We start from the raw sequence: 23,678 nt of genomic DNA on the forward strand, positions 1-23,678 counted from the left end.
ATGTTAGGAGTTGATGGCTGGATGGAGTTGCTGGTAGATGCGAGGGGCGGTGAAAGGGAGGTCGGTGAAACGAACTTGGGTGGCGTTTGCCAGGGCGTTGGCGAGGGCGGGCGCGATGGGGTTGACGGGGCTTTCGCTCATGGGTTTGGCTCCCATGGGGCCGATGCGGTCGTAGGTTTTGGCAAAGTAGATTTCGCTGCGTGGGATGTCGGCGAAGGAGGGGATGCGGTTGTTGCGGAAGGTGGGGTTGGTGATCTGGCCGTCGGCGTTGGTGATCATGTGTTCCATGAGGGTCCAGCCGATGCCCTGGGCAATGCCGCCTTCGACCTGGCCGGTGCACTGCATGGGGTTCATGACGGTGCCGGCGTCGGCGGCGTGGACGCTGTGGAGGATGCGGATTTCGCCGGTGATGCGGTGGACGGCGATGCGGAAGCCCTGGACGTTGAAGGAGACGCTGCGGGGGGCGGCGTAGGCGCGGCGGGTGGCGTTGAGTTTGTGTCCGTCGGCGGTGGCGCGGGTGAGGAGGTCGGTGAGAGGGAGGATGGAGCCGTCGGGGTAGGTGATGGTGTTGTCGGTGAGCTGGCAGGTCTCGGGGGGGACGTTGCGGTAGCTGGCGGCGAGGTGGAGGAGCTGGTTTTTGAGGATGGTGGCGGAGGCGAGGATGGCACCGCCGCCGACGAGGGTGCCGGTGCTGGCGAAGGTGCCGGAGTCGTAGGGGGCTTTGTCGGTGTCGGCGTTGACGAGATGGATTTTATCGACGGTGCAGCCGAGGACGGTGGCGGCGATTTGACGGTGGACGGTGATGGTGCCGTTGCCGAATTCGGCGGAGCCGATGGCGAGGTGGTAGTGGCCGTTGGGGAGGAGATCGATGCGGGCTTCGGAGCGGTGTTCGGTGGGCGGGCCGCAGTCGAGCATGCTGATGGCGAGGCCGGAGCCTTCGAGCCAGTGGTCGCCTTCGGGTTTCGGTTGGCCGCGTCCGCTGTTGAGGGCGGATTGGGTGAGGTCGATGCATTCGGCGAGACCGTAGCTGGCGATTTCGAGGTCGCTGGGGCCGCCCCAGATACTGAGGAGGGTGTCGCCGGGACGGATGATGTTTTTGCGTCGGAGTTCGACGGGATCGATGCCGATCTGGGTGGCGAGGGCGTCCATGGCGGACTCCATGGCGAAGGAGGTTTGGGTGATGCCGTAACCGCGGAAGGCCCCGGCGGGGACGTTGTTGGTGTAGACCGAGTAGGCGCCGGCTTTTTTGTTGGGGCAGCGGTAGAGGGCGATGGATTCGTTGAGGGAGTGGCCCATGACTTCGCCGCCGTGGTTGCCATAAGCGCCGGTGTTGGTGACGACGCGGAACTGGATGGCGGTGAGGGTGCCGTCGTTTTTGGCGCCGAGTTTAACGGTGACTTTGAAGGGGTGGCGGGTGACGGCGGAGGTGTATTCTTCGGTGCGGGTGAACTCCCATTTCACGGGGCGGCCGAGGTCGAGGGTGGCCATTGTGCAGAGGTCTTCGGTGAGGAGTTCCTGTTTGGCTCCGAAGCCGCCGCCGACGCGGTCGGTGTAGACGTGGATGTTGTCGGGGTAAAGTTCGAAGAGGTAGGCGAGTTTGGCTTTGGTGAGGTAGGGGGTTTGGGTGCTGGTGCGGACGTGGAGCCGGCCTTCGTGGTCGAGGGAGGTGATGGAGATGTGGGTTTCGAGCTGGGCGTGTTGCTGGCGGTGGGTGGTGAAGGTGTTTTCGTAAATGTGGTCGGCCTGGGCGAAGCCGGTTTCCACGCTGCCGTTTTCGCCGTGGATTTCGCGGAGGATGTTTTGTTCGGGTCGGCTGATGCGCGAGGTGGCGTTTTTGCCGGTGTGGAGAATGGGGGCGCCTTCGAGCATGGCTTGTTCGGGGTCGAAGACGGCGGGGAGGATTTGGTAGTCGACTTCGAGGAGGCGGCAGGCGGCTTCAGCGGCGGCTTCGGTTTCAGCGACAACGGCGGCGATGCGTTGACCGGCGAAGCGGACGACGTTGTCGAGGATGTAGGTGTCGTCGGGGTCGACGTGGTAGTCGTCGTGGGTGGCGGTGGTGTAGAGTTTGCGGGGGACGTCTTCCCAAGTGTAGATGGCGTGGACGCCGGGGACGGCGAGGGCTTTGGTTTTGTCGATGGAGAGGATGTTGGCGTGGGCGTGGGGGGAGCGAAGCACCTTCAAATAGAGGAGGCCTTCGAGGTGGAAGTCGGCGGTGTAGCGGGCCTGGCCGGTGACGATGGATTGACCGAGGGGGTTGCCGAGGCTGAGGCCGGCGCTTTTGCCGGGGGTGTCGGTTTCGATATGGGAGATGTTGTTGATGGCGTCTTCGATGGCGCGGTAGCCGGTGCAGCGGCAGAGGTTGCCTTTGAGGGCGCGGGGGAGGTTTTGTTTTTGTTCGTCGGTGAGGGTGCAGGCGGTCATGAGCATGCCGGCGGTGCAGAAGCCGCATTGGTAGCCCTGGGCGGCCAGGAATTGTTGTTGGATGGGGTGGAGATTTCCCTCTTTGGCGAGGCCTTCGATGGTGGTGATGTGTTTGTCGGCGGCGCGTTGGGCGGGGTAGAGGCAGCTGTGGACGGGTTGGCCGTTGACGTGGACGGTGCAGGCTCCGCAGTCACCGCCGTCGCAGCCTTTTTTGGGTCCATACCAGGAGAGGTCGCGCAGGAAAGTGCGCAGGCACTGGCCGGGGCGGGGGTCCGCGGTGGTGGGCTGGTCGTTGATGGTGAGGTTCATGACGTGGCGTGGGCTGACAAAAGTTGGCGGGGGTCAATGTGAGATTAGGAACATCATCCAGCATTGGGCATGCCTTAGTCATGGAGTAAAATTATTGGCCTGGGGTCGATGGCGGACAGGGGTTCGGGATTCATCCAGTTCTCAAGCATCGAGTGTGCCCCTTTCGCCTGGGGATTGGGGGGAATGTCTACGCCAAAAGTGGTAGGCATCCGTGGTTATCCGCGTCGTGGTCGGGCTGATGGCAAGGGATGTTGTTTCACCATTTGCAGCATCGCCTTGGCGGCATGAGAAAGGTAGGTGCCTTGCAGCCAGGCGAGACCAATATGCCAGGCGATGCTGGGGCTGGTGAGTTCGATCACGGCGACGTTGGTGGCATCGTGAACCACCGACATCGGCAACAATGCCACGCCCATGCCGCTGTCGACCAATCCGGTGATCAACTGCGTGTGGCTGCTGCGGCCCGCTACGAGTGGAGTGAAGCCGGCTGCCTGGCACGCGGTGTGGATGAGATCGTTCAAGCCGTAACCATCGGGAAAAAGGATGAAGGATTCTTCTCGAAGTTCGTCGAGCTTGACCTGCTTGCGCTGTGACCATGACGATTCCAGTTGGGTCACCAGCATCAGTCGATCGCGGGAGAGCGGCACGGAATTGAAGCGCGAGGGGTCCACTGGTAGAAGCAAAGTGCCGAGATCCAGTTCAGCGTTGGTGAGTGCGAGTTCGGTGGGTTTGGAGGCCAGTTCGTGAAGGTGCAGTTCGATTCCGGGATAACGCGATTTGAAGCGTTTGATCAATGGCACAAACATGGTGCCGCCGAGGGGCGGGATGCCGAGACGAAGCTCGCCTTTTTCGAGGTCTGCCATGTCGGACAAAGCGGTGCGCAAGCGGGCGCTTTCACCGAGAAGGGTCAGGGCGTGGGTGTAGAGGATATTCCCGGCGTCGGTGAGGGTCACCTCGCGGTGGTCGCGGGTGAGCAATCGGTGTCCGAGATCGTCTTCGAGTTGTTTGATGACCCGGCTGATGGAGGGCTGCGTCAGATGCACACTTCGACTCGCGGCGGTGAAACCTCCGAGCTTCACCACTTCGACGAAAACCCTCAAAGCGCGCAGATCCATGGATTCGTTTTTTGCATGGAAAGCATGCAGCATTCCAATTTTTCAAATGATTGCCTGATCTTACTATTTGGACCATGGTTACCCTATCAACCGATGGATCGCGACAGAGCCGCCAGGAAAATGCGTTTACCCATTCGCATGCCGTTCCTCCAGCAAAGGCGGGGGGATTGGTTTGCGTGGTGGATCACCAGCAGGCGCGACGTTTGCAGATGGAGCGAAATTTGCGCGATGCCGGGTATCGCGTTTTGGGATTTGGTTCGGGTCGGGATTTTTTGTCGATGCTGCCATGCTCGTTGCCGGCTTGTGTGATTCTCGCGCTTGAACTGCCAGACATGACGGGTCTTGAGGTGCAGCTGGCGATGAAGGCTGGTGACCGTGGAGAGAAGGTGGTGTTTGTCGCTGAGCAGGGGACACTGGTTTCCTGTGTGCAGGCCATGAAGGCGGGGGCGGTGGATTTTTTTGCGTGGCCGGTGATGCCCGAGTTGCTTCTGCAGGCAGTGGAGATTGCACTGGCGCGTTCGGGATCGTGGTGGCGCAAGCGATCAAGCCAGTCGACGGCGCGGGCGCGCATGGATTCGCTGACGCGGCGTGAGGTGGAAGTGTTGAGGTTGATGATTCGCGGTCGGCTGAATCGTCAAATCGCGGAGACGCTTGGAACGGCGGAGGCAACCATCAAAATTCACCGTCGTCATATCATGGAAAAACTCGAAGTGAGGTCGTTGCCGGAGGTGGTGATCATCGCGCAGACGTCGGGGATGATTCCGCAGCCGTTGTCGGAGGCCATGAGAAGAGAGGACCGGAAAGTGGCGATGAGTTCATAGGAAGCAGGCGTCGAGTGACTCGATTTGAGGTTTGTAGGGAACATGGAGAGCGGGGGATGGAGAGGCGGGGATGCTGGTTTGATCAGTGGCAGAGTGGCCAACCAATCTAGTTATGCGACGCGTCGCAGTCGGATATGTCTGATTGACTGACGAAATTAAACGCAATTAAATTGCAATATAAGAATTGACTTTTGCGGGGTTGGTTTGAATTTGTTGCAAGCTACATGCGTTTACAATCATGAAAAAAGACATCCATCCTGTAAGTTATCCGGTTGTATTCATCGACATCACCTGCGGGGCTCGATTCGTCACGCGTTCGACGATGAAAAGCGACAAAGTTGAGTTGATCGACGGGGTGGAGCATTTTGTGCATGCCATCAGTGTTTCTGCGGAGTCGCATCCGTTCTACACGGGCAAAAGCACGTTCGTTGATACGGAGGGGCGGATTGACAAATTCACCAAACGTTTTGGTGACAGTGCATTGCGTCGTGCGGGCAAACCCAAGTTGGAAAAGCTGGGCAGCTGATGCATCGAGCGGTTTCCCGGAGGATCAATTTTGTTCCAGTGCCTTTGTTTTGAATGCATGGGGAATCTCTGCATCACGGTCAGTCTGAGTTCGCTTTGGGAGCAATACTTGATATGAAAATCACGCTCATCACCGGCTTTCTTGGAGCGGGGAAGACGACATTTTTGAAGCGTCTGTTGCGTGAACAGGCTTTGGCGAACCGGTTTGGGGTGATCGTGAATGACCTGAGCGAGTTGGAGGTGGATGGTGAATTGTTGCGCATCGGGCATGCGGTGTCTGAAGAGGCGGGGACGCTGGTGAGTTTGTTTGATGGGTCCATTTCCGGGGAGCGTCGCGCGGATTTCTCCCAGGCACTTGCAAGCATGCGCGAAGCGAAGATGGAGCATGTGCTGGTGGAAACTTCTGGCGGTTCGCATCCGCAAGCGGTGATTGACGAGCTGCTTTCCTGCCGTGGTGCCACGCTGCATGCCGTGGCGACGCTGGTGGATGCGCGTGCGTTGTTGCACGATTATGACGGGGGCGTGGGACTGATCCGTCAGCTTGCCGACAACGAGCAAAACGATCTGCGCACGGCGGAAAACCTGCTGGCGGATCAACTTCGCGCGGCCAGTGTCATCATTGTGACCAAGCTGGACATGGTGCCGGAAGATGCGTTGCCGATGATTTTTCGAACGCTGCAAGTCTTGAATCCCGGGGCACAACTGGCAGCCTGCGCCTATGGACGTCTGGATGCGTCGGTATTGCTGGATGCACCGCCGTATTCACGCAACGAGGCGACGCCGTCGTCCGCCATGGCGAAGTTTCATGACATTGGTTCCACGGTGATTCGCGATTCACGACCGCTTCATCCGCAACGCTTTTTTGAGCAGTATCAGCAACGACTTGGGCTGGGGCTGTTCCGTAGCAAAGGTTTCATCTGGCTGGCGAGCAGACCGGACCAGGTGCTTCTCTGGAATCAGGCGGGAGGTGCAATGGGGTTGGAATTTCTCGGGATCTGGCGGGCGCACATTCTTGCGACGGACGGTCGTTTGTTGCCGGAAGAAATCGCCCATTTGCAAGAGAAACTCGCAGGTGCGCATCCATTGTTCGGGGACCGGGGGTGTGAGATTACGCTGATCGGACAAGCGCGTGACCGGGAGATTTTTGCCAGGGAGATGGAGGCGTGTTTCTGCACGGAAGATGAAATTGAAGACTGGCAACGGGGGCGGGAATTCGTTGATCCGTGGCCCAAAAATCTGCGCAAGCTGGATTGATCAGGGGTGGAGCTTTGTTGGAATTTTTTTATTTTATGGATCAGACCAAAACACTGGAGGTTGTCATTGTCGGCGCAGGTGCGGCGGGTTTGGGATGCGCGGTGGCGTTGAGGGATTGTGGGGTGAAGAAGCTGTTGGTGCTGGAGCGGGATGGCGTGGGAAGTTCGTTTCGAAAGTGGCCCAAACAAATGCGTTTGATCACGCCGAGTTTTTACAGCAATCCGTTTAAACAAACGGATCTGAATGCGATCACGCCGCAATCGTCGCTGGCGGATTTTGTTCACAAGGAGCATCCTAGTGGGGAGGATTACGCCAACTATCTGCGGGCATGCGTGGGGCATTATCAGGTGCCGGTGGAGGTGGGCGTTGAAGTGTTGGCGTTGACCCCGCATCGGCAGGGGTGGAGTTTGATGACGAATCGGGGGGAGTTGCAGGCACGGTTTGTGATCTGGGCGGCGGGTGAGTTCAGCCAGCCCCATGATGGTGGCATTCGCGGTGGCGAGCATTGCCTTCACAATTCGCAGGTTAAAGACTGGAGCAAGCTGGAGGGGGACACGTTTACTTTGGTAGGTGGTTATGAGAGCGGCATCGATGCGGCCATTCATCTCGCGTGGCGGGGCAAACAGGTGAATGTGTTGAGCAGGGGCGAGCCTTGGCATGACGATGATCCTGATCCGAGCCGCAGCCTGAGTCCTTTCACGCGGGACCGGTTGCGCGAGGCGTTGGAAGATGCACCGGGGACCATCCGCTTTTACAAGAATGCGGTGATTACGGAAGTGCGGCACGATCATGGCGGATGGCGTTTGCTGGATGATGCGGGCAATGTCTTTGATTCAGTCACGCAGCCGATTCTCTGCACCGGGTTTCACAAGGCGCTGGCACCGGTGAAACATCTGTTTGCGGAGCATGACGGGCAGATGGTGTTTAGTGAAGACGCGGATGAAAGCACCTTGCATGAGGGGTTGTTTTACAGTGGTCCTTCGCTGAGCCACCGGCAGAGTTTGTTTTGTTTTATCTACAAATTCCGCTCGCGGTTTGGCATCATTGCCCGTGCCATCGCGGAGCGTTTGGGCCTGCCTTGGGAGGAGCCTCTTCAGGCTTGGCGCGAGCATGGGTTCATGGTGGATGACCTGAGTTGCTGCACGGACTGCCAATGTGCGGTGAACGGAGAAAATGACGAGATTGCGGAGGCGGTGGAATTTGCCGGAGCGGGAGAGAAATGAGCGAGATGGTGGCGAATGATCGTGAGGTGGCGCGACTGTTTCACCGGTTGAGCGATCTGGAGGATTGTCTTTATCTGCAACTCTATTACTGGGGAAGGGATGTGATGCACGCGCACGGGAACCAGTTGGTGACGCATGGGTTTGAGCGAATCGCGAAGAAGACGAAGGAGGGCACCAGTCGTTACCGGATCGAACTGGGGGATGGATTGATTGAGCTGCACGGCTGGTGTTTGGGCTGGTATCGTGAAGGTCAGCCAGGATTTGTGTTTGTGCGTGGCCGGCATCGTTTGTTCCTTTGGGATTCGCCAGCGCCACCGCAGCCGGAGTGTGTTGCCAGGGAGAGTCTGCGTGCTCCGGTGTCTGCGGAGGACTGGTCGTTGCTGGCGTCAATGATGCAGAACTTTGTCCATTGGATGCTGGGCTACGAAAGCTGGGTGGAGGCGCAGCATGGTGGTGGCTACCGTTCGAGCATTTTTCGTGAGTATGACAAGCTGCCCAATGCCATGCACTGGCTACCCCCTGAGGTGCAGCGCGAATGGTTGGAGTTGTTTCTTCACAATCCGCTGACGGTGCCTGCGGCGAGGCGTTTCTTGCGGGACAAAATGCGGAGGGTTGTTGAACCGGCGAGGATCGGTTGCGGCTGGAACTCCGGCAGTTCCAGATTGACCAAACATTCATGAAGACGACTGACACTTCCACCATCGTGCTGGCAGGCCTTGAGTCGGCGGGCAAAAGCGCGCTGTTTCGCGGACTCACCGGACATGCTGCCGGCGATGAGGCGAATTTTCGGGGGTCGACGGTGGTGTGTCGAAAGTGTCGTGTCACGGGTTGTGCCTGCGATGTGGTGGACACCCCGGGAATACGGGCGAAGTCCGATGCCGCCACCACCCAACTGGCGCTGAACGCGACGGGGGAGGCGGACGTGGTGTTGCTGGTGGCCCGCAGCACGGATGCCAGCAGTGAAATCGAGATTTTGCTGAAGGAACTGGATCTGAAGCAGAAGCGCAGCGCGCTTGCCATCACCTTTCTCGACAAAGCCCCTGCGGAGATCGAAGCGTTGGCCGCCCACTATCGTGAAGCGCTGGAAATTCCCGTGGTGCTGGTCAATTCCCGCACGCTGGATGCGACCTCGCGCGAGGCGGTTTTGCAGGCCATGGCCCAGGCGTCGCCGGTGAATGGTGGTCGCGCGTTGGAGTTCGCCCCACCCGTCATGGCTCGGGTGAGACCTCAGACCACGCTGTTCGAGCAGCGGTTGTGGGGACCATGGTTGTCGCTGCTGGCCATGGCGATGATGTTTGCGTTGCCGGTGTATGCGGCCTACTGGTTTGCCAGTTGGGCGCAACCATTGCTGGATGAGCGGTTGATTTCTCCGATGAAGGAGGCGTTCTCGTGGCTGCCGTCGTTGCCGCAAGCTTTGCTGACCGGAGGTTATGGAGTCATTACTTTGGGATGGTATTCCTTTCTGTGGGCTTTCCCCGTGGTGGTTTTGCTGGCTTTGAGCGTTGCCATTGCTGAGGAGACCGGGTTGAAAGATCGCATCACGGCTGCGTTGGATCCATGGTTGCGGCGGGTGGGCCTGGACGGTCGCGATTTGATCCCCGTTCTGATGGGATTCGGCTGCAATGTGGTGGCGGTTTTTCAAAGCCGCTCCTGCTCGTCATGCACCCGCAAATCCTGCGTGTCGATGATCGCCTTTGGAAGTGCCTGCAGTTATCAGATTGGGGCTTCATTGAGCATCTTCGCGGCATCTGGCCATCCAGGGTTGTTTGTTCCGTATCTATTCATGCTGATTGTGGTCGGTGCCCTGCACACCCGTTTTTGGCATGGTGGATTGTCGTCAACTCATGCGCAACCTTTGCACGAGCGCGCGTTTTTGCAGGTGCCTTCCGCTCGCGCGGTCCGCTGGCGGGTGAAGGCATCGCTCAAGCAATTCCTGCTGCAAGCAATGCCGGTATTTTTGTTGATCTGTATCATCGCTGCCTTGCTGGAGTATCTGGGTGTGATGGCCGTTCTTGAAGTCGGACTGGCCCCGTTGATGACCTGGTTAAAGCTCCCGGTGGAAGCGGCGGGTGCCATCCTGTTTTCGGTTCTTCGCAAGGATGGTTTGCTGACCCTCAACAGCAATGAGGGCACCTTGCTCGTTTCAATGGGTGAAGCACAAATTTTTCTGGTGGTGTGGCTTGCTTCGACGTTGACGGCCTGCCTGGTGACGCTGTGGACGATTAAAAAGGAATTGGGCTGGATGACGGCATTCAAGTTGGCAGGAAGACAGGCCGCAACGTCGGCGATGGCCAGTGTCGTGATGGTGATTTTCCTGTGAACGATGATTCCCAGGATAGATTTCATCGTGACTGGCAAACAGCATTCTCCACATTGATCCGGCTTCAATTGTTTATGCCGAAGCTCTGAGCCGGATTGAAAAATCGGCACCATCAAGCCGGTTGGAAAGGGAGGCGATGCCCGGCGGCAGTTCGAAGAACTGCCCAGGTTTCCAAATAGTAATGCAAATAAAATGCAATAGCAGTTTGACGGGTGGCGCAATTGACGATAGACCGTAATAATGCAAATGACTTGCTTTAATAAGCGCGGGTTTACCCTGCTGGAACTTTTGGTGGTGATAGGGATCATTGCCCTGTTGGGATCGATGGGTTTCGCCGCAACCCAAGGCATATTGGTCAAATCCAGGCAGGCTAAATGTGCCAGCAATTTGCGCCAGATTGGGGTCGCGGTCATTGGTTACACCCAGGAAAACGCTGGAAATTTCCCCGTGTCGACTCACGGGCTTGATGTCACCACTTACGGGAACGCGTGGATCTACTCGCTTGCGCCCTATTTGTCTGATGTGGAGGAAGTGCGCATTTGTCCGGCCGATCCCAAGTCAGCCGAACGGTTGGAGGCCAAGGGCACCAGTTACATCATGAACAGCTTCCTGACGGTTCCCAAGCTCAGTCCGTTTGGTGAGCCGATGGGAGGTTTCACCAATTTGAACGGGCTTTCATCTATGACGAATACGCCCATGGCGTTCATCATCAATTTCTCCAAGGGTGTGGGGGTGACCAACGATCACACGCATTCCGAAGCGTGGACAAACTGGGGCAGGGTGGTTGAGGACATTCAACCCGATGCATTCCGCCTTGGATCAGAGCGTCCTGATCGTTCTTCTGGCTCGTCCAACTACCTGTTTGTTGATGGTCATGTGGAAAACATCAAGGCGGAAGTCATCCAAGGATGGATTTCAAGCGGCTATAATTTTGCCGATCCAGCATCCAAAACAAAATCCTGAGTAAATTGTTTATGAATACGAGTGTTCGATTTTTTAGCGTGGTGGCCGCGATGTCGGCATGGGTGACGGTGTCTCCCGCTTTTGTCCACGGTGTGGTGATCGCTGGTCCGGGGCATATGGACATCAACATGAACATTGATGAGGATGGCCAATGGACCTTTGCGCTCGATCACGATGGAGCAGGCAGCGGATTTGAAGGCGGTGGCGGGAGCGGCGCCTTCACAAGAGAAGCGGATGTTGAAACGGTGATCTACATCCCGGGATCAAAAAGCCTGAATCGACCTTCCGGAAGCACATGGGATTTTTTTGGTGTGGGGGCGGGACAGCCCTTGTGGATCTTTGGACAGAATCAGGATCAAAGTTTCGTGTGGCCCGGTTTAAATACGGAAGAAACGACGCCGGGATTAATCAGCACCTGGCGGCCTGATCATCCTCTTCTCACCGCAGCGAATTCATACATGGAGCTGCGGTTAACTGACATGCAGTATTATGGTGAGGGGACGGCCAATCATTTTTCCATGTGGATCGCCGGAGCATTTGGCAGTTCCAACGTCTGGATGTCGACCGCCAATGGAATTGATTCCAACGACGCCTTCTTTATGCTTCCAGGCGGACACTCTCATATGAACTGGGGCTTTACCAGTCAGGGCATTTATGACCTAACGTTTGTTGCCCGCACTATGCTTGATGGGGAGATGGTGACCAGTGATCCCTTTACCCTGCGATTCGGTATAAACGCCACCAGTATTGTGCCCGAACCAGGTCGCGTATTGCTGTTGGTGGCGGGTTGCGCCTTGATGTTTTTGAGAAGACGCAGGTGATCGATTAGTCTTGAGTCAAAGTGCAACCAAATCAAACACGGTGGCGAATGCTGTCCATGACTGACGGGGGACAGTGGGGTTGAATTATCCTTCAATCATCTGCGCTGATGTGAAGTGGCCCTTCTCGGTCCATGGCTGGGAAGCGTTAGTCGATCGCTCAACAAAAAAAGTGGCTGGCAGATTTGCCAGCCACTGATGGGTCTATCCGATACATTAAGAGGAATGGAATGCTTTAGCTTAGAAGAAGTAAGTGATGAGGGCTTGGGGAACGAAGTCGTCCTGGCCTTTGACGCCGAATTCGTTGATCCAGATGTCCACTTCAACCCCGGCGTAGAGTTTGCCTTTGGGGAGGCCGAGAGGTTTGCCAATGTCCATGATGAGCTGGGGGCTGCTGTGGAAGGTTTCAACCGTGTAATCTTCCGATCCAGCGAAGTCCGCGAAACCAAGGAATTTGAAGTCGCAGCTGCCGATGCTGAAGGGGATGATCCATACATAAGTGAGCTGCCAGGTGGAGCCATCAAGATCGAGGTCATCGCGCCAGTAGAGGTTGAGGCTGGAGACGAGGAACCCTGGCATGTTGAAATCGACGGCGACACCGTGCAGTTGACGGGTCTGGGTGTAGTCGATGTCGGTGCCGAAGGCCTGGTTGATGTTCTTCAATGAGCCAGCGCGACCGAATTCAAAGGTGCCGGAGTAGATGAAGAAGTCCTTGATGAATCCTTTGCCGGGTTCCTTGCCGGTGAGTTTGCTGAGGCTCAGGCGCGGGCTGGCTTCTCCGTAGACATCAAAGCCAGTTTTGGGTTCGAGGCCGGTGTCATAGGTGGTGAGGTTCATGAAGTCGACAAACAGAAAAAAATCACCGAACTTGTTGTCGTTGAAATGCTCCAGAGTGATCAGGTCGCGTTCCTCAGAGGCGCTGAATGGCGTGTCCCAATTGAAACCGTAGAGATACCAAAGGCTGGTGGAGGTAAAGTTGAAGAATCCGCTGCTTTTGGTTTCGGTGGTGGCGACACCTTTGCCGCTCGGGGTTTCACCGGCGTGGGTTGTTGGTGGGGCGATCATCAGCAGTTGCAGGGTCATGCAGGCGATGGCGATGAGGCCGGTATTTTTGGTGGGGCTGAATGTTCTCATGGGAGTTGACGGGTTGGTGGGAGGATTGATGAGGTTGATGATTGAGGAGGTGTTTGGTCGATGTGTTCGCTGAAGCATTGCCCATGCCACACCTCCATTGAGTAAATAATCCGAAGGTGGTAGGCGGGCGTTTGCTGCGGATTGCATTATTTGTGTGAGCAAGACAACGGATTGGCGGCGTATTGGTCTAATGATGTCCATGAGATCCGTTTTTCGCTTCCCCTTGTGCCATTGCTGCGTGGCGGCAATGCTGGCCACGTCCATCGGCCTTCATGCTGAAGAAAATTCATCGAAGAGCGCTCCAGAGACCAACACTCCATCCAAAACTGTGAACACCGATCCCGCATCCGCCCAGGCCACTGCTGAAGGAAAAAAAGCCAAACCGTTGCCGACGGATGAGGAATTGAAGAAGACGCTGACTCCGCTTCAGTATGCGGTGACGAGGGAGAATGGGACGGAGCGTCCGTTCACGGAATTGTATGACACCTGGAAAAAAGAGGGCGACGGCATTTACGTGGATTTGATTTCGGGAGCGCCGTTGTTTTCGTCAAAAGACAAGTTTGATGCGAAGTGTGGCTGGCCGGCTTTCAGCAAACCCATCACCGATAATGAGATTAAAGAATTGAAAGATGTGTCCCACGGGATGACCAGGGTGGAAGTGCGTTCCGAGTCGGGCGACGCGCATCTCGGCCATGTATTTGATGACGGTCCCAAAGAGCTGGGGGGACTTCGTTATTGCATCAACGCGGCGGCAATGAGGTTTGTGCCCAAGGAAAAGATGAAGGAGGCGGGATACGGAAATCTGCTGGTGAAGATCTTTGGGGACGAGAACCCGTCCGACACAACGGCGGCGAAGGCAGAAGCCAAGTGATTTCTGCGGGTGATGATGGTGCTGCCGATGACCAAGCTTTGGTGCCGGGAAGCGTGATTAGGGATTGTCGGGCGTTTTTTTCGTCTTGCACAGTGATGATTCACCGTTAATATCGGCCCCTCTTTTTCCGTTCATGATTGGAGCAATCCAAATGCAAGCGGTTGAGCTGTGCCGGTTTTGCCATTTTTTAATCTTCCACCATCATGGCCAAAAAAATCTCAAAATCCTCCGCCAATCCGGTCAAGGCCGGTCCTGCTAAAAAGGATGACAAAACCAAAGCCAAGGTCACTGCGCCCAAGGCGGTGAAGAAAGTGGCGAAACCAGCAGCAAAACCGCAGCCAAAATCGAGTCCCAAGCCGAATCCAAAGTCGCAGTCCCCATCGAAAGCGACTTCAAAGTCGACATCCAATCCGAAACCGCAATCAAAACCCAGTGCCGCCGTGGCGAAGGCCAAGAAGCCCGCCGCCAAGCCTGCCGTTAGCCAGAAAAATACTACCAAGGTGAAATCCGCTCCTCCAAAAACCACTCCCGCCAAGTCCACCAAAACGGAATCTTCCAAAGCCACCAAAACAACGGCGGCAGTGAAATCAAAAACCGACACCCCCGCGAAAGCCTCCGAACCGGCCAAAGCAGCCAAGCCAGCAAAAGCGACCAAAGTCGTCGCCGCTGCCGTCGAGCCAGCCAAGGTCGTGAAAGCGGCTGAGCCGGTCAAAGCGGCCAAGGCCAGCGCCAAAGCTGACAAACCGAAAGTCAATGCGGCTTCCTCCTCTGCTAAGGTCTCCCGGGGACCGGTTGACACGGCTCCTGAAATTGTCATCAAACAGGCTTACAATCCGGCCAAGCTGCCACCGTTCGTCAAGAAGCAGCAGCAGCGGTTGATTGAGCTCCGCAGCGCCTTGCTGGACACCCTTGATGGGGTGACCAAAGACGCGATTCGCACCCGGCCTGAAGGCGGCGACTCCGGCGTTGGCGGCATGCACATGGGAGACGCGGGCAGCGATTCCTATGATCGCGATTTCGCCCTGAGCATGCTCGCGAAAGAGCAGGATGCGCTTTATGAAATCAATGAAGCATTGAAGCGGATCGACGGTGGCGTCTACGGCATCTGTGAGATGTCCGCCAACAAAATTCACGAAGAGCGCCTCGAAGCGCTTCCCTACACCCGCTACACCCGTGAGATGCAGGAGCAGATCGAGAGGGATCAGATCGGGGGCAAATTCCGCCGTCCGGTGGTGCGTTCGGTGTTCGGTCTCGATGACGCGTCGGAAGAAGATGATGAGGACGGTGACGACGACACCACCAGCAATTCCACACCAAATAACGATTCTTCTCTTGACTTCGGGAAAGACTGACGCAATTTGCCCACCCTTTTCTTCCCATGCCCCGCGACATCATCATCCTCGAATGCACCGAAGCCAAGGCTGAAGGCAAGCCAACGTCACGCTTTGTGACGACGCGCAACAAGAAGAGCCTGAATACCCCAGGCCGTCTTGAGAAGGTTAAGTTTAATCCTTTCCTTCGCCGCCGCACCCTTCACCGCGAAATTCGTTAATCAGCGACTGTTATTGTTATGCAACCCAAGACCCGCGAACGCCTCGCCAACTTCCGCCGCGCCAACCGTAAGCTTCCCCGCCGCCGGATGGACATCCCGATGGACAAGCTTAATTTTAAGCATCCAGAGATCCTTTCCAAATTCACCACGGAGACGGGCAAAATCCTTCCTCGTCGCGTGACCGGTGTTTCGGCGTTCATTCACCGCACCATCACCCGCGAGATCAAGCGCGCCCGTTCTTTGAATCTTCTTCCCTGATTCTGAGCGACGCCACTGCGCGTCTCCTTCAGATGTGAATTCCTTTTGAAATGCTCCAGTCTTACCGGCTGGGGCTTTTCTTTTTCAGCCAAGATGGACCGGATTTTTAGAACTTGGTATTCCACGACGACGGGATCGGCTCGGAGGTGGTTTCGCTGATTTTCGATTTTCCGAGTATAAATCCTTCTTCCGAAGTTCCTTCACCGCATTTCCCAAGCCTCATGCAAGACACTCAGAACCAGCCGGACACCCGTGGATTGTCCATCGACAAGGTGGGGGTCAAGAACCTGCGTTTCCCCCTGCGCATCAAAGATCGCGATCACAGCGAGCAAAGCACGGTTGCCGTGGTGTCGCTTGCCGTTGACCTTCCGCATCATTTCAAAGGCACCCACATGAGCCGATTCGTCGAGGTGTTGCATGCCCACGGCAATGTGCTGACCGTGGCGGATATTGCCAGCATGCCCAAGGAACTGTTGCAGCGTCTGCATGCCGAGAAAGCTCATGTGGAGTTTCGGTTTCCGTATTTTCGCAACAAGAAAGCCCCGGTGACCGGGGCGGAAGGATTGCTTGATTATGGGGTGATGTTTGAAGTGACCGCCGGTCTTGACGCGGTGGATTTCGTAGTAACGGTAGAAGTTCCGGTCACCACCTTGTGTCCGTGTTCGAAAGCGATTTCTGCTCGTGGAGCGCACAATCAAAGGGGAATGGTGACCCTGGCGGTGAGGTTTTCCAAGCCCGTGTGGATCGAGGATCTCTTGGAGATGGTGGAAGCCAGCGCGAGCAGCGAGCTTTACAGTGTCTTGAAGCGTCCCGATGAAAAAGCCGTGACCGAAGCCGCTTATGACAACCCGGTTTTTGTGGAGGATCTCGTTCGCAATGTGGCCGCCAGAATGAAAGCTCATCCCGACATTACCTGGTTCCGCGTCGAGGCGGAGAACTACGAGTCCATCCACAATCACAACGCCTGGGCAGTGATTGAAGGTAAATGAAATAAAATTTAACCGGCTACGCGAAAAGTCGTTCAGACGATTTGACAATTCCGGCAAGATCGATATCATATCCATCCTGCCGTTTCAAACGGTTCAGCAAAGCATCCATAGCTCAACGGATTAGAGCATCTGACTACGGATCAGAAGGTTAGAGGTTCGAATCCTCTTGGGTGCACTCCCCCCTCATAAAAGGGTTAATCTTGCACGTCAGTAGTGCTGCAATGATTAGGAAATCCAAGCCGGGTTACGCTTTAACGGTCGGAAGCAAAAGCGCGACACAGATGAGGATGATGCTGATGGAGCTTGGCACATTGCCACCCATCAGGGAAATGATGGCGAGGACCAGTGCGATAACGATCAGGACATTGGAGGTGGATAGTTTCATCCCAGGGAATCGTTGGATGAAGAATCTTGGACTTGTCGCGATGTTTGTCTCAATCAATTGCCATTTTGCGCTTGTGGCGGCTCAGCAATGCAACAGCGAGACCGAGCGTTAGCAGCAGGGCGCGGGAAGGTTCAGGAACGGCGATGCTGATGGACCCGTTGACTCCGAAGTTGCTGATGTCCCAGAGCAGGCCGCCGGTGAGCGTGGGGAGGTCAAAGTCGCCTTCGCTGCCACCATCAACGCCGGTGCGAAAGTTGCTGCCGATGTCGAAGTTGGCGAGGTCGATGACACTCCAGTCCAACAGCAGCGTCCAAGTGTCACCAGCAGAGGGAAGGTAACCTCCGAAGAAACTGTCGTCCGGTTCGGCTGCGCTGAGTTGTCCGTCGAGACTGATGGTGTCGCCGGTGCTGGTGCCGTTGATGCGGTCGTAGGTGCTGCCGGGGCTGCCAAGTTGGAAGAACGCGGTGGCGGTGGTGGAAAAGGTAAGGCTGCCTTCGAAGTTGAGAATACCCATGGCGTTGCCATTGTCGTCTCCGGGACGGAGGGCTCCGCTAATGGTGTGGGTGACGGCGGGGCCGGTGACGGTGCCGGTGCCGGCGAGCGTGCCGGTAGAGGTGACGGCGGTCGCAGCCGAGCCGGTGGTGCCGATGCCCGCGAGGCCGACTTGGAGCACACCGTTGGTGACGGTGGTGGGACCGCCATAGGTGTTGGCGGAGCTTCTTAATACCAGGGTGCCGAGACCTTGTTTGTTGACGCCGCCTGCGTTGGTGATGGCACCGGCGATGGTGAGGTCGGCGGCGATTGAGGCGTTGTCTTGGACGTTGATGTCGCGGTCAACGGTGCCGAGGTCGACATCTCCGTTGATGGTGCCGCCGGCACCTGCCGCGGCGCTTTCGTAAAGGATGCCGCCAAGGCCGGCGGTGGCTTGGGTGAGGTTGACATCGAAATCGACAGTGACATCGCGCATGATCAGAGCATCATCAAGGGCGGCGAAGACGGTGGCGCTGGTGACTCCGCGTCCGTCGAGGGTGGCGGAGGCGGTGTCGATGATGTTGCCCTGGCGGAAGATAAGCTGGCTGGCGTTGATGGTGCCTTCAGTGGCGTCGCCGAAGTCGTCATTGCGCAGGTCGAGCACGGCGGTGGCACCGTCGACGGTGATGATGGCAGCGCTGCGATCGCTGTCGGGTTTGGGGATGTTGCCGCCGATGATGGATTCGCCGCCAGTGAGGTTGAAAATGCCCCTTGAGGTGCCAAAGGTGCCGGAGTTGGTGTGGAGGCCCATGGCGAGATCGCTGAAGAGGGTGAAGCTGCCGCCGCCCATGCTGAAGGTGCCGAAGCCGCTGGCTTTGGCGCTGGAACCGGATGCACCGTCGAGACTCCCGAGAGTGACGGTGTTGGCCTCGACGAGGTTTGCGGTGTTGCTGCTAAGGGTAAGGGTTCCGAGGCCACCGCCATTACCACCGCCGCTTTTGAAGCCGACGATCAGTTCGTCGAAACTGCCGGTGAGGGTGCCATTGGAGAGGTTGACGGTGCCGGTGGCGGTCGTGGCGGTGTTGCCAGCCTGATGGCCGATGCGCAGGTCCAGGGTGCGTTGCCCGGCTCCGTTGAGGCTGAGGGTGCCGCCGTTGGCCATGTCGACGACCGAGGTGGATTTGAGGCTGCCGACGGTGAACAGTTGGGTGATGACGTCGTTTTGGCCGCTGCCGAAGCTCATGGAGCTGGTGATGCCCTCCTGACCGCCGCCGCCGTTGCTGCCGATCATGATGGAGGTGGTGGCGGTGATCTTGTTGTTGGTGGCGAGTTTCAGGGTGCCCTGGCCGGTTCGGTCGGTGGAGCCAATGCCGAGGCGGATGGTATTGACGTTGGCGGTGAAGTTGTCCAGGGCGGTGAGGTCGAGAGTGCCGGCGGTGGTGACGGCGTTGGAGGAACTGACGCCCAGATCGAGGACTTCGCTGGCACCCTGACCGACAGTGAGGCTGCCGCCGCTGCCGGAGTAGGTGAAGTTGGTGACGCCGTCCATGCCGACCTGCAGGCTGTGGCCGATGGTGTTGGTGGGACCGGTGACGGTGATGTTGCCGGCGTCGACACGCAGGCTGCCGCCGATGTCGAGGTCGGTGAGGTTGGCGTTGATTTCGCCGACATCGGCACCGCTGGTGGTGACGGCGTTGCTTTTGAAGTGGAGGTTGCCTTCGGAGCTGCCGAGACTGGTGATGGCTCCGTTGTAGGTGAGTGTTTTGCCGTTGCCGGTGGTGCCGGAGGCGATGCTGATGATGTTGTTGCCGGCTCCGATGGTGATGCCGCGGTTGGCGTTGAGGGTGAAATTTTGGGTGATGTTGAGGGTGGAGTTGTTGGAGAGGGTGAGGTGACCGGTGGAGGGGGCGGCGGGGGCGGTGCCGAGGTTGGCGTCGGCATCAATGCGCAGGGTGCCGCCGCTGAGGGTGGTTTTGCCGGAGTAGGTGTTGGTGACTCCCTGGAGGTCGAGCACGCCGTTGCCGGTTTTGGTGAGGGCAACGCTGCCGGTGCCGTTGTCCTGGATGACGGCGTCGACGGTAAGGATGCTGGATTCGATGACCACGGCGGTGGTGCCGTCATTGCTGAGGGCGATGGGCGGGCCGCCCGGGGAGGTGGCGACCTGGAAGGTGGTGCCGGTGGAGTTGACGGCGTAGTAGGTGACTCCGGCGGTGAGGCCGCCGGGCGCGGTGGTGAAGGCGACCGGGCTGCCGTTGGTCATGCCGGTGTAGTTGATGAGGTCGGTGGCGTTGACCCAACTGACGGCTGAGGTGGTGGTGGGGAGGGTGTGAAAGATGAGTTCGCCCGGGGCGTTGTCGCCGGTGCCTGCGGTGAGGGTGCCGTTGATGAACGAGGCGTTGAAGTCGCCGGAGGTGATGATCCCGCCCGTTTCCACTCGCAGGGTGTGGCCGCCGAGGTCGAGGGTGGTGGCGGAGGCCTGCTGGACATTGAGGGAGTTGATTTGGGTGGCGCCGGTCAGGGCGGCGGGGCTGGCGGTGATTTTGACGTTCTGGGCGGTGTTGGTGCCCGATGTGAGGGTGTTGGTGTATTCTCCGGCGGTGAGGGCGGTGACGGAGATGATGCCGCTGCTGACGTATTTGGCGAATTCACGGGTGTTCGCGGAGGAGTCGATGGTGGCCCAGCCGCCAAGGATGCCGTCGTCGAGGGTGGGGGCGGCGGTGAAAACGAGGCGGCTTTGGGCGGTGGTGCCGAGGTCGTAGATGGCGACGTTGTTGGTCTGGCTGGTGAAGTTGACGGTGGCTCCGGCGGAGCGGGCGAGGGCGTTGGTGAAGGTAAGAACGGAGGTGCGGTTGCCGGAGAGGTCGGCTTTGTCGACGGTGACGGTGTTGGCACCGGAGGCGAGGTTGAGGCTGCCGACGGTTTCGGAGTAGCTGGCGGCTCCGGCGCTGTGGCTGAAATCGAAGGTGCCGGCGTTGAGCGCAACGGTGGCGGTGTTGCTGATGCGGTTGGTGAGGTTGTTGCTGCTGGTGCTGGCGAGCTGAAGGATGCCTCCATTGACGTTGACGGCCTGGCTGGCGATGGCACCGACTCCGTTGCCGGAGAGGATGAGCCGTGCGCCGCGGATTTCGGTGCTGCCGGTGTAGGAGTTACTGGCGCCGAGCGTGAGATCGAAGCTGGCGGTGCCACCGAGGCCGACGACAAGGCCGAGGGTGCCGGTGCTGCCATTGGACATGATGGTGGAAACGGCGGAACTGGCGGTTTGGTAGGTGGTGAGGGTGGCGGCGGTGGCGGAGCCGTTTTGGAAGGTGCCTGCGCCGGAGGCACTGGCGAGATTGCGCACGGTGGCGTTGTTGCCGTTGAGCTGGACGATGGAGCCGGCGCGGGCGGTGACGGTGAGGAGGGAGTTGTCGTTGAGGGCGCTGCTGCTGGCGAGTCGCAGGGTTCCGCCGTTGACGGTGAGGGTGCCGATGAAGGTGTTGTCGCCTCCCAGTTCGGTGATGTTGGTGGCGGTGCCCTGGGTGCCAACAACGAGGCCGTTGGTTCCGCCGATGCGGGCATGGATGGTGCTGGTGGTGGCGGTGTTTTGGGTGGTTTGGATAATGCCCTGGCTGGTGCCGAAATTGAGGAAACCGGGTCCGTTGATGGTGGCGGCCCCGGTGAAAAGCACGGCACCGCTGTTGACCAGGAGGTGTTGACCGGCATCGATGGTGGTGGTGCCGCCGGTGAGGCGCAGGCTGTTGATGGACTGGTTTTCAATGATCGATTCGGCGCCTGCAGTGCTGACGTTGCGTAAGGGGGTGTTGCTGCCGGAGATGGTGGAGGCGTATTCGGCAGCGGTGAGAAGGCGGTAGCCGCTGGTGTTGTCGTAGGTGAGGAAGTCGGTTCCTGCGCTGGTGGCGGAGTCACCGCCTACGCCCCAGGCGAGGATGCTTTTTTGGGTGGTGCCGTCGGCACCGTTGGCACCGGAAAGGGTGGCTGGGGCGAGGAGCCTCGTGGAGCCCGGGCCGGCGCCGCCGAGGTTGTCGCCTCGAATCAGCATGGTGCCGTTGTTGGCGCGGGTGAGTGCGCTGGCGGTGATCTGGACTTCGTTGCCGGTGCCGGGAACGAGGGTGATTTGGTTCCGACCGGCGCTGATGGCGAGGGTGCCGATGGTTTCGACGTTGCTGGCGGAGCCCGATGCGGGGCCGATGTAGGTGAATCCGCCCCCGGTGCTGCTGTTGAGGGTGACGGTGGCGGTGTCGGAGAGGCGGTTGAGCGGAGTGGCGATGACGTCGCCGACGGCTCCGACGGTGAGGGATTCGTTGCCGCCGTTGCCGTCACCGACGTTGATGGTGTTGGTGGCCAGGGAGGCGTTGGCACCAGCGATGAGGAGAGAAGGACTTCCCGCAGTGCCGTTGTTGATGGAAAGGGTGCCGGTGAAGGTGTTGGCACCGGTGAAGGTTTGGGTGTTGGTGCCGGTTTTCGTGACGGCAATGGTCCCTGCGCCGTTTTCAATGATGCCGGTGAAGGTGTTGGCCTGGCTGCCGTTGAGGGTCATGGTGGCGCTGCCTGCGGTGGTTTTGGTGACCAGTCCGCCACCGGAGATGGAACCAATGGTATCAGAAGCGAAGATTTCATAGGTGCCGTCTATGGTGAGCGCAAGGGCGTCGGCGATCGAGGCGGTGGTGGAGCGAAGGGTGGCTCCCGAGGCAACGCTGATGCTGGAGGCGATGGTCCCGGCGACGGTGTGGTTAAGCTGCAGCACACCGCTGTTGACCTGGATGGTGCCGGTTTTGGTCGAAGCGACGGTGAAAAGAAGGGTGCCTGCGCCATCTTTGATGAGGTTTCCTGCGCCACTCATGATACCACTGATGGTGGTGTTGCCGGTGCCGTCGATGGTGAGGGCATTGGCGGCGGCGATGGTGCCGCTGACGGTGAACAGGCTGGCGCTGTTGTTGGTCCACGATTGCACGGCACCGATGGTGGTGGGGGCGCTGATGGTATGGGCCGCCGCTCCGCTGTTGATGAGGATGCCACCGCTGCCCAAGGTCAGGCTGCCACCGGTGCCTGCTGCGATGGTGAGGGGCGTGGTGGAGTTGGAGTCGAAGGTGATCTGGTTGACTTGCAGGGCGGCATCGAGGGTGGCGATCTGGTTGGCAATGGCGATGCTGGCGTTGAAGACCACCTGGTCGTCAGTGAGGGAGGTTGCACCGTTGGTGCCAGGTATTGCGGCGGGATCGGCGGTTGCGTTGTTGGTGTCAGTAGTCCAGTTGGTCAGGTTGTTCCAACTGCTGCTGGTCTGGCCATCCCAGTAGTGCGTTGCTGCGGTTGACGGGCCGTTCCAAGCGGCAAGCGACAGAACAAAAATGAACAGGGCGGAGGGTTTCATTGAGAGCAGAGGAATAATCTAAATTCGACAATAATTCAGATGGTGTATGCGAAGCAAGATCTTTGCATTGGTCTCGATTGACAAAACCAAGCATTGTCTTCACAATGAACGAATATGTTGCGCGCCACTGTCTTTGCCGGAATTTTTGTCTTGGCGATGTTGTTCCTGACGACGACGCAGGCGCACGGGCAGGTGCTGGTTTACCGGATGGAATCGACCAAGACGAAGGGCATCAACTATTTCACATTTGAAAGTGGTTATGTGGTGGCGCCGCTGTTGGGAGGGGAAAGTTCGTTCCTGCTGAGTTCGATCGATGGCGGCCGTGCTTATATTGAGTCGGCGGCGGGAGGACGTTTGTTTACGGCGGTAAACGAAGGGGATCGGCGGGCGGTGATTTCGGCAACCACTGGTGAGGGTTCGGCGCAGGGCGCTTTGGTGGCGATGGGCGAGATCAACCATTCCGTGCGGGTGTCAGGAGCGGCGTTTAATTTGACGGCAAAAGTGGCCAAGACTTTGACGGGAACTTCAGTGACGGCGGATGACGAAAGCGAATTGACGGTGGATGAGGTGAACCAGGAGAGCATTGGCGTGGCAGGAATTTCGGCGGTGAAATTTACGTTGGATGAGCGGGAGACGGAGCGGGCGAACAAGAACGGCAATTCCGTGGAACAGGCGGTGGAGGTTTTGAAGCTTGAACTGGAACGTCAGGGATATGTGAATTTGAATGAAGGGGATGATGACGACGATGAGGATGAGGAAGAGCAGATCGAGGTTTCTGAATTGAACTTCCGCGGAACCGAGATCACCACGGACGATGTGCTGGCTCCGGTGGGTGGAATGCGGCGCTAATGTCACGGGTGGACACGGAGGCAACTTTACCAACG

The 23,678-nt window shown here is 58.1% G+C and carries 20 protein-coding genes and 1 tRNA gene; 15 read left to right on the forward strand and 6 right to left on the reverse strand.

Features of this window, described 5'->3' with window-relative positions:
• Positions 1-3: 3 nt before the first annotated feature.
• Positions 4-2,730: a molybdopterin-dependent oxidoreductase gene (locus FEM03_RS02060; protein ID WP_138084519.1), complete on the reverse strand. Its 2,727-nt coding sequence runs from the start codon at positions 2,728-2,730 to the stop codon at positions 4-6.
• 215 nt (positions 2,731-2,945) lie between these two features.
• On the reverse strand, positions 2,946-3,842 hold the full coding sequence (locus tag FEM03_RS02065; protein ID WP_166442550.1) for a LysR family transcriptional regulator: 897 nt from the start codon (positions 3,840-3,842) through the stop codon (positions 2,946-2,948).
• 74 nt (positions 3,843-3,916) lie between these two features.
• On the opposite strand from FEM03_RS02065, the gene FEM03_RS02070 reads away from it, so the two are divergent.
• From FEM03_RS02070 to FEM03_RS02105, 8 genes are all read left to right on the forward strand, one after another.
• Positions 3,917-4,663 (forward strand): response regulator transcription factor, encoded by a 747-nt coding sequence (locus FEM03_RS02070; protein WP_138084521.1) that lies wholly within the window; start codon positions 3,917-3,919, stop codon positions 4,661-4,663.
• 238 nt (positions 4,664-4,901) lie between these two features.
• Positions 4,902-5,189, forward strand: coding sequence for a type B 50S ribosomal protein L31 (locus FEM03_RS02075; protein ID WP_138084522.1), 288 nt, complete (start codon positions 4,902-4,904; stop codon positions 5,187-5,189).
• 113 nt (positions 5,190-5,302) lie between these two features.
• A complete protein-coding gene (locus FEM03_RS02080) occupies positions 5,303-6,442 on the forward strand; it encodes a CobW family GTP-binding protein (RefSeq protein WP_166442551.1) in 1,140 nt (379 codons plus the stop codon).
• 35 nt (positions 6,443-6,477) lie between these two features.
• Complete coding sequence (locus FEM03_RS02085) at positions 6,478-7,665, forward strand: NAD(P)/FAD-dependent oxidoreductase (RefSeq protein ID WP_138084524.1); 1,188 nt, start codon at positions 6,478-6,480, stop codon at positions 7,663-7,665.
• Positions 7,662-8,345, forward strand: coding sequence for a hypothetical protein (locus tag FEM03_RS02090; protein ID WP_138084525.1), 684 nt, complete (start codon positions 7,662-7,664; stop codon positions 8,343-8,345). Before FEM03_RS02085 ends, FEM03_RS02090 begins: the two co-directional genes overlap by 4 nt.
• The gene (locus tag FEM03_RS02095) at positions 8,342-9,985 is read left to right on the forward strand and encodes a nucleoside recognition domain-containing protein (protein ID WP_138084526.1); all 1,644 of its coding nucleotides are present in this window, start codon (positions 8,342-8,344) and stop codon (positions 9,983-9,985) included. Before FEM03_RS02090 ends, FEM03_RS02095 begins: the two co-directional genes overlap by 4 nt.
• A gap of 246 nt (positions 9,986-10,231) precedes the next feature.
• Positions 10,232-10,948 (forward strand): type II secretion system protein, encoded by a 717-nt coding sequence (locus tag FEM03_RS02100; RefSeq protein WP_206170803.1) that lies wholly within the window; start codon positions 10,232-10,234, stop codon positions 10,946-10,948.
• 11 nt (positions 10,949-10,959) lie between these two features.
• On the forward strand, positions 10,960-11,769 hold the full coding sequence (locus FEM03_RS02105; protein WP_138084528.1) for a choice-of-anchor M domain-containing protein: 810 nt from the start codon (positions 10,960-10,962) through the stop codon (positions 11,767-11,769).
• A gap of 237 nt (positions 11,770-12,006) precedes the next feature.
• Here the strand turns inward: FEM03_RS02105 and FEM03_RS02110 are convergent, their stop codons facing one another.
• Positions 12,007-12,900, reverse strand: coding sequence for an outer membrane protein OmpK (locus FEM03_RS02110; protein WP_138084529.1), 894 nt, complete (start codon positions 12,898-12,900; stop codon positions 12,007-12,009).
• A 199-nt stretch (positions 12,901-13,099) separates the two neighbouring features.
• Here FEM03_RS02110 and msrB point away from each other — a divergent pair, with 199 nt between their 5' ends.
• Entirely contained in the window at positions 13,100-13,771 is a 672-nt protein-coding gene (msrB, locus tag FEM03_RS02115; RefSeq protein ID WP_206170804.1) for a peptide-methionine (R)-S-oxide reductase MsrB, read from the forward strand.
• A gap of 187 nt (positions 13,772-13,958) precedes the next feature.
• Here msrB and FEM03_RS02120 read toward each other — a convergent pair whose 3' ends face one another.
• Entirely contained in the window at positions 13,959-14,225 is a 267-nt protein-coding gene (locus tag FEM03_RS02120) for a hypothetical protein (RefSeq protein ID WP_166442552.1), read from the reverse strand.
• Here FEM03_RS02120 and FEM03_RS02125 point away from each other — a divergent pair.
• From FEM03_RS02125 to FEM03_RS02145, 5 genes are all read left to right on the forward strand, one after another.
• Positions 14,212-15,123: a TraR/DksA family transcriptional regulator gene (locus FEM03_RS02125; protein WP_166442553.1), complete on the forward strand. Its 912-nt coding sequence runs from the start codon at positions 14,212-14,214 to the stop codon at positions 15,121-15,123. The genes FEM03_RS02120 and FEM03_RS02125 overlap by 14 nt on opposite strands.
• A 26-nt stretch (positions 15,124-15,149) precedes the next feature.
• A complete protein-coding gene (gene rpmG / locus FEM03_RS02130; protein WP_138084533.1) occupies positions 15,150-15,323 on the forward strand; it encodes a 50S ribosomal protein L33 in 174 nt (57 codons plus the stop codon).
• Between the two features lie 18 nt (positions 15,324-15,341).
• The gene (gene rpsR, locus FEM03_RS02135) at positions 15,342-15,581 is read left to right on the forward strand and encodes a 30S ribosomal protein S18 (protein ID WP_138084534.1); all 240 of its coding nucleotides are present in this window, start codon (positions 15,342-15,344) and stop codon (positions 15,579-15,581) included.
• Between the two features lie 221 nt (positions 15,582-15,802).
• Positions 15,803-16,570 (forward strand): GTP cyclohydrolase FolE2, encoded by a 768-nt coding sequence (folE2, locus tag FEM03_RS02140; protein WP_138084535.1) that lies wholly within the window; start codon positions 15,803-15,805, stop codon positions 16,568-16,570.
• A 101-nt stretch (positions 16,571-16,671) separates the two neighbouring features.
• Positions 16,672-16,745, forward strand: a tRNA-Arg gene (locus FEM03_RS02145).
• A gap of 69 nt (positions 16,746-16,814) precedes the next feature.
• Here FEM03_RS02145 and FEM03_RS24240 read toward each other — a convergent pair.
• A complete protein-coding gene (locus FEM03_RS24240; protein WP_166442554.1) occupies positions 16,815-16,955 on the reverse strand; it encodes a hypothetical protein in 141 nt (46 codons plus the stop codon).
• A gap of 49 nt (positions 16,956-17,004) precedes the next feature.
• Positions 17,005-22,794, reverse strand: coding sequence for a beta strand repeat-containing protein (locus FEM03_RS25490; protein ID WP_138084536.1), 5,790 nt, complete (start codon positions 22,792-22,794; stop codon positions 17,005-17,007).
• A 114-nt stretch (positions 22,795-22,908) separates the two neighbouring features.
• Between FEM03_RS25490 and FEM03_RS02155 the strand changes: the two genes are divergently transcribed.
• Complete coding sequence (locus FEM03_RS02155) at positions 22,909-23,643, forward strand: hypothetical protein (RefSeq protein ID WP_138084537.1); 735 nt, start codon at positions 22,909-22,911, stop codon at positions 23,641-23,643.
• Positions 23,644-23,678: the final 35 nt, after the last annotated feature.

Origin of the sequence: Phragmitibacter flavus (genome assembly GCF_005780165.1) — a bacterium.
GTDB classification, from domain to species: Bacteria; Verrucomicrobiota; Verrucomicrobiia; order Verrucomicrobiales; family Verrucomicrobiaceae; genus Phragmitibacter; species Phragmitibacter flavus.

Bases quoted from the DNA above. Each gene is read 5' to 3' on its own strand.
- FEM03_RS02095 (WP_138084526.1), top strand. From the start codon at position 8,342: ATGAAGACGACTGACACTTCCACCATCGTGCTGGCAGGCCTTGAGTCG.
- FEM03_RS02110 (WP_138084529.1), bottom strand. From the start codon at position 12,900: ATGAGAACATTCAGCCCCACCAAAAATACCGGCCTCATCGCCATCGCC.
- folE2 (WP_138084535.1), top strand. From the start codon at position 15,803: ATGCAAGACACTCAGAACCAGCCGGACACCCGTGGATTGTCCATCGAC.
- FEM03_RS02100 (WP_206170803.1), top strand. From the start codon at position 10,232: ATGACTTGCTTTAATAAGCGCGGGTTTACCCTGCTGGAACTTTTGGTG.
- FEM03_RS02070 (WP_138084521.1), top strand. From the start codon at position 3,917: ATGGTTACCCTATCAACCGATGGATCGCGACAGAGCCGCCAGGAAAAT.
- rpmG (WP_138084533.1), top strand. From the start codon at position 15,150: ATGCCCCGCGACATCATCATCCTCGAATGCACCGAAGCCAAGGCTGAA.
- FEM03_RS02155 (WP_138084537.1), top strand. From the start codon at position 22,909: ATGTTGCGCGCCACTGTCTTTGCCGGAATTTTTGTCTTGGCGATGTTG.
- FEM03_RS02060 (WP_138084519.1), bottom strand. From the start codon at position 2,730: ATGAACCTCACCATCAACGACCAGCCCACCACCGCGGACCCCCGCCCC.
- FEM03_RS02090 (WP_138084525.1), top strand. From the start codon at position 7,662: ATGAGCGAGATGGTGGCGAATGATCGTGAGGTGGCGCGACTGTTTCAC.
- FEM03_RS24240 (WP_166442554.1), bottom strand. From the start codon at position 16,955: ATGAAACTATCCACCTCCAATGTCCTGATCGTTATCGCACTGGTCCTC.
- FEM03_RS02080 (WP_166442551.1), top strand. From the start codon at position 5,303: ATGAAAATCACGCTCATCACCGGCTTTCTTGGAGCGGGGAAGACGACA.
- FEM03_RS02085 (WP_138084524.1), top strand. From the start codon at position 6,478: ATGGATCAGACCAAAACACTGGAGGTTGTCATTGTCGGCGCAGGTGCG.
- FEM03_RS02065 (WP_166442550.1), bottom strand. From the start codon at position 3,842: ATGGATCTGCGCGCTTTGAGGGTTTTCGTCGAAGTGGTGAAGCTCGGA.
- msrB (WP_206170804.1), top strand. From the start codon at position 13,100: ATGAGATCCGTTTTTCGCTTCCCCTTGTGCCATTGCTGCGTGGCGGCA.
- rpsR (WP_138084534.1), top strand. From the start codon at position 15,342: ATGCAACCCAAGACCCGCGAACGCCTCGCCAACTTCCGCCGCGCCAAC.
- FEM03_RS02105 (WP_138084528.1), top strand. From the start codon at position 10,960: ATGAATACGAGTGTTCGATTTTTTAGCGTGGTGGCCGCGATGTCGGCA.
- FEM03_RS25490 (WP_138084536.1), bottom strand. From the start codon at position 22,794: ATGAAACCCTCCGCCCTGTTCATTTTTGTTCTGTCGCTTGCCGCTTGG.
- FEM03_RS02075 (WP_138084522.1), top strand. From the start codon at position 4,902: ATGAAAAAAGACATCCATCCTGTAAGTTATCCGGTTGTATTCATCGAC.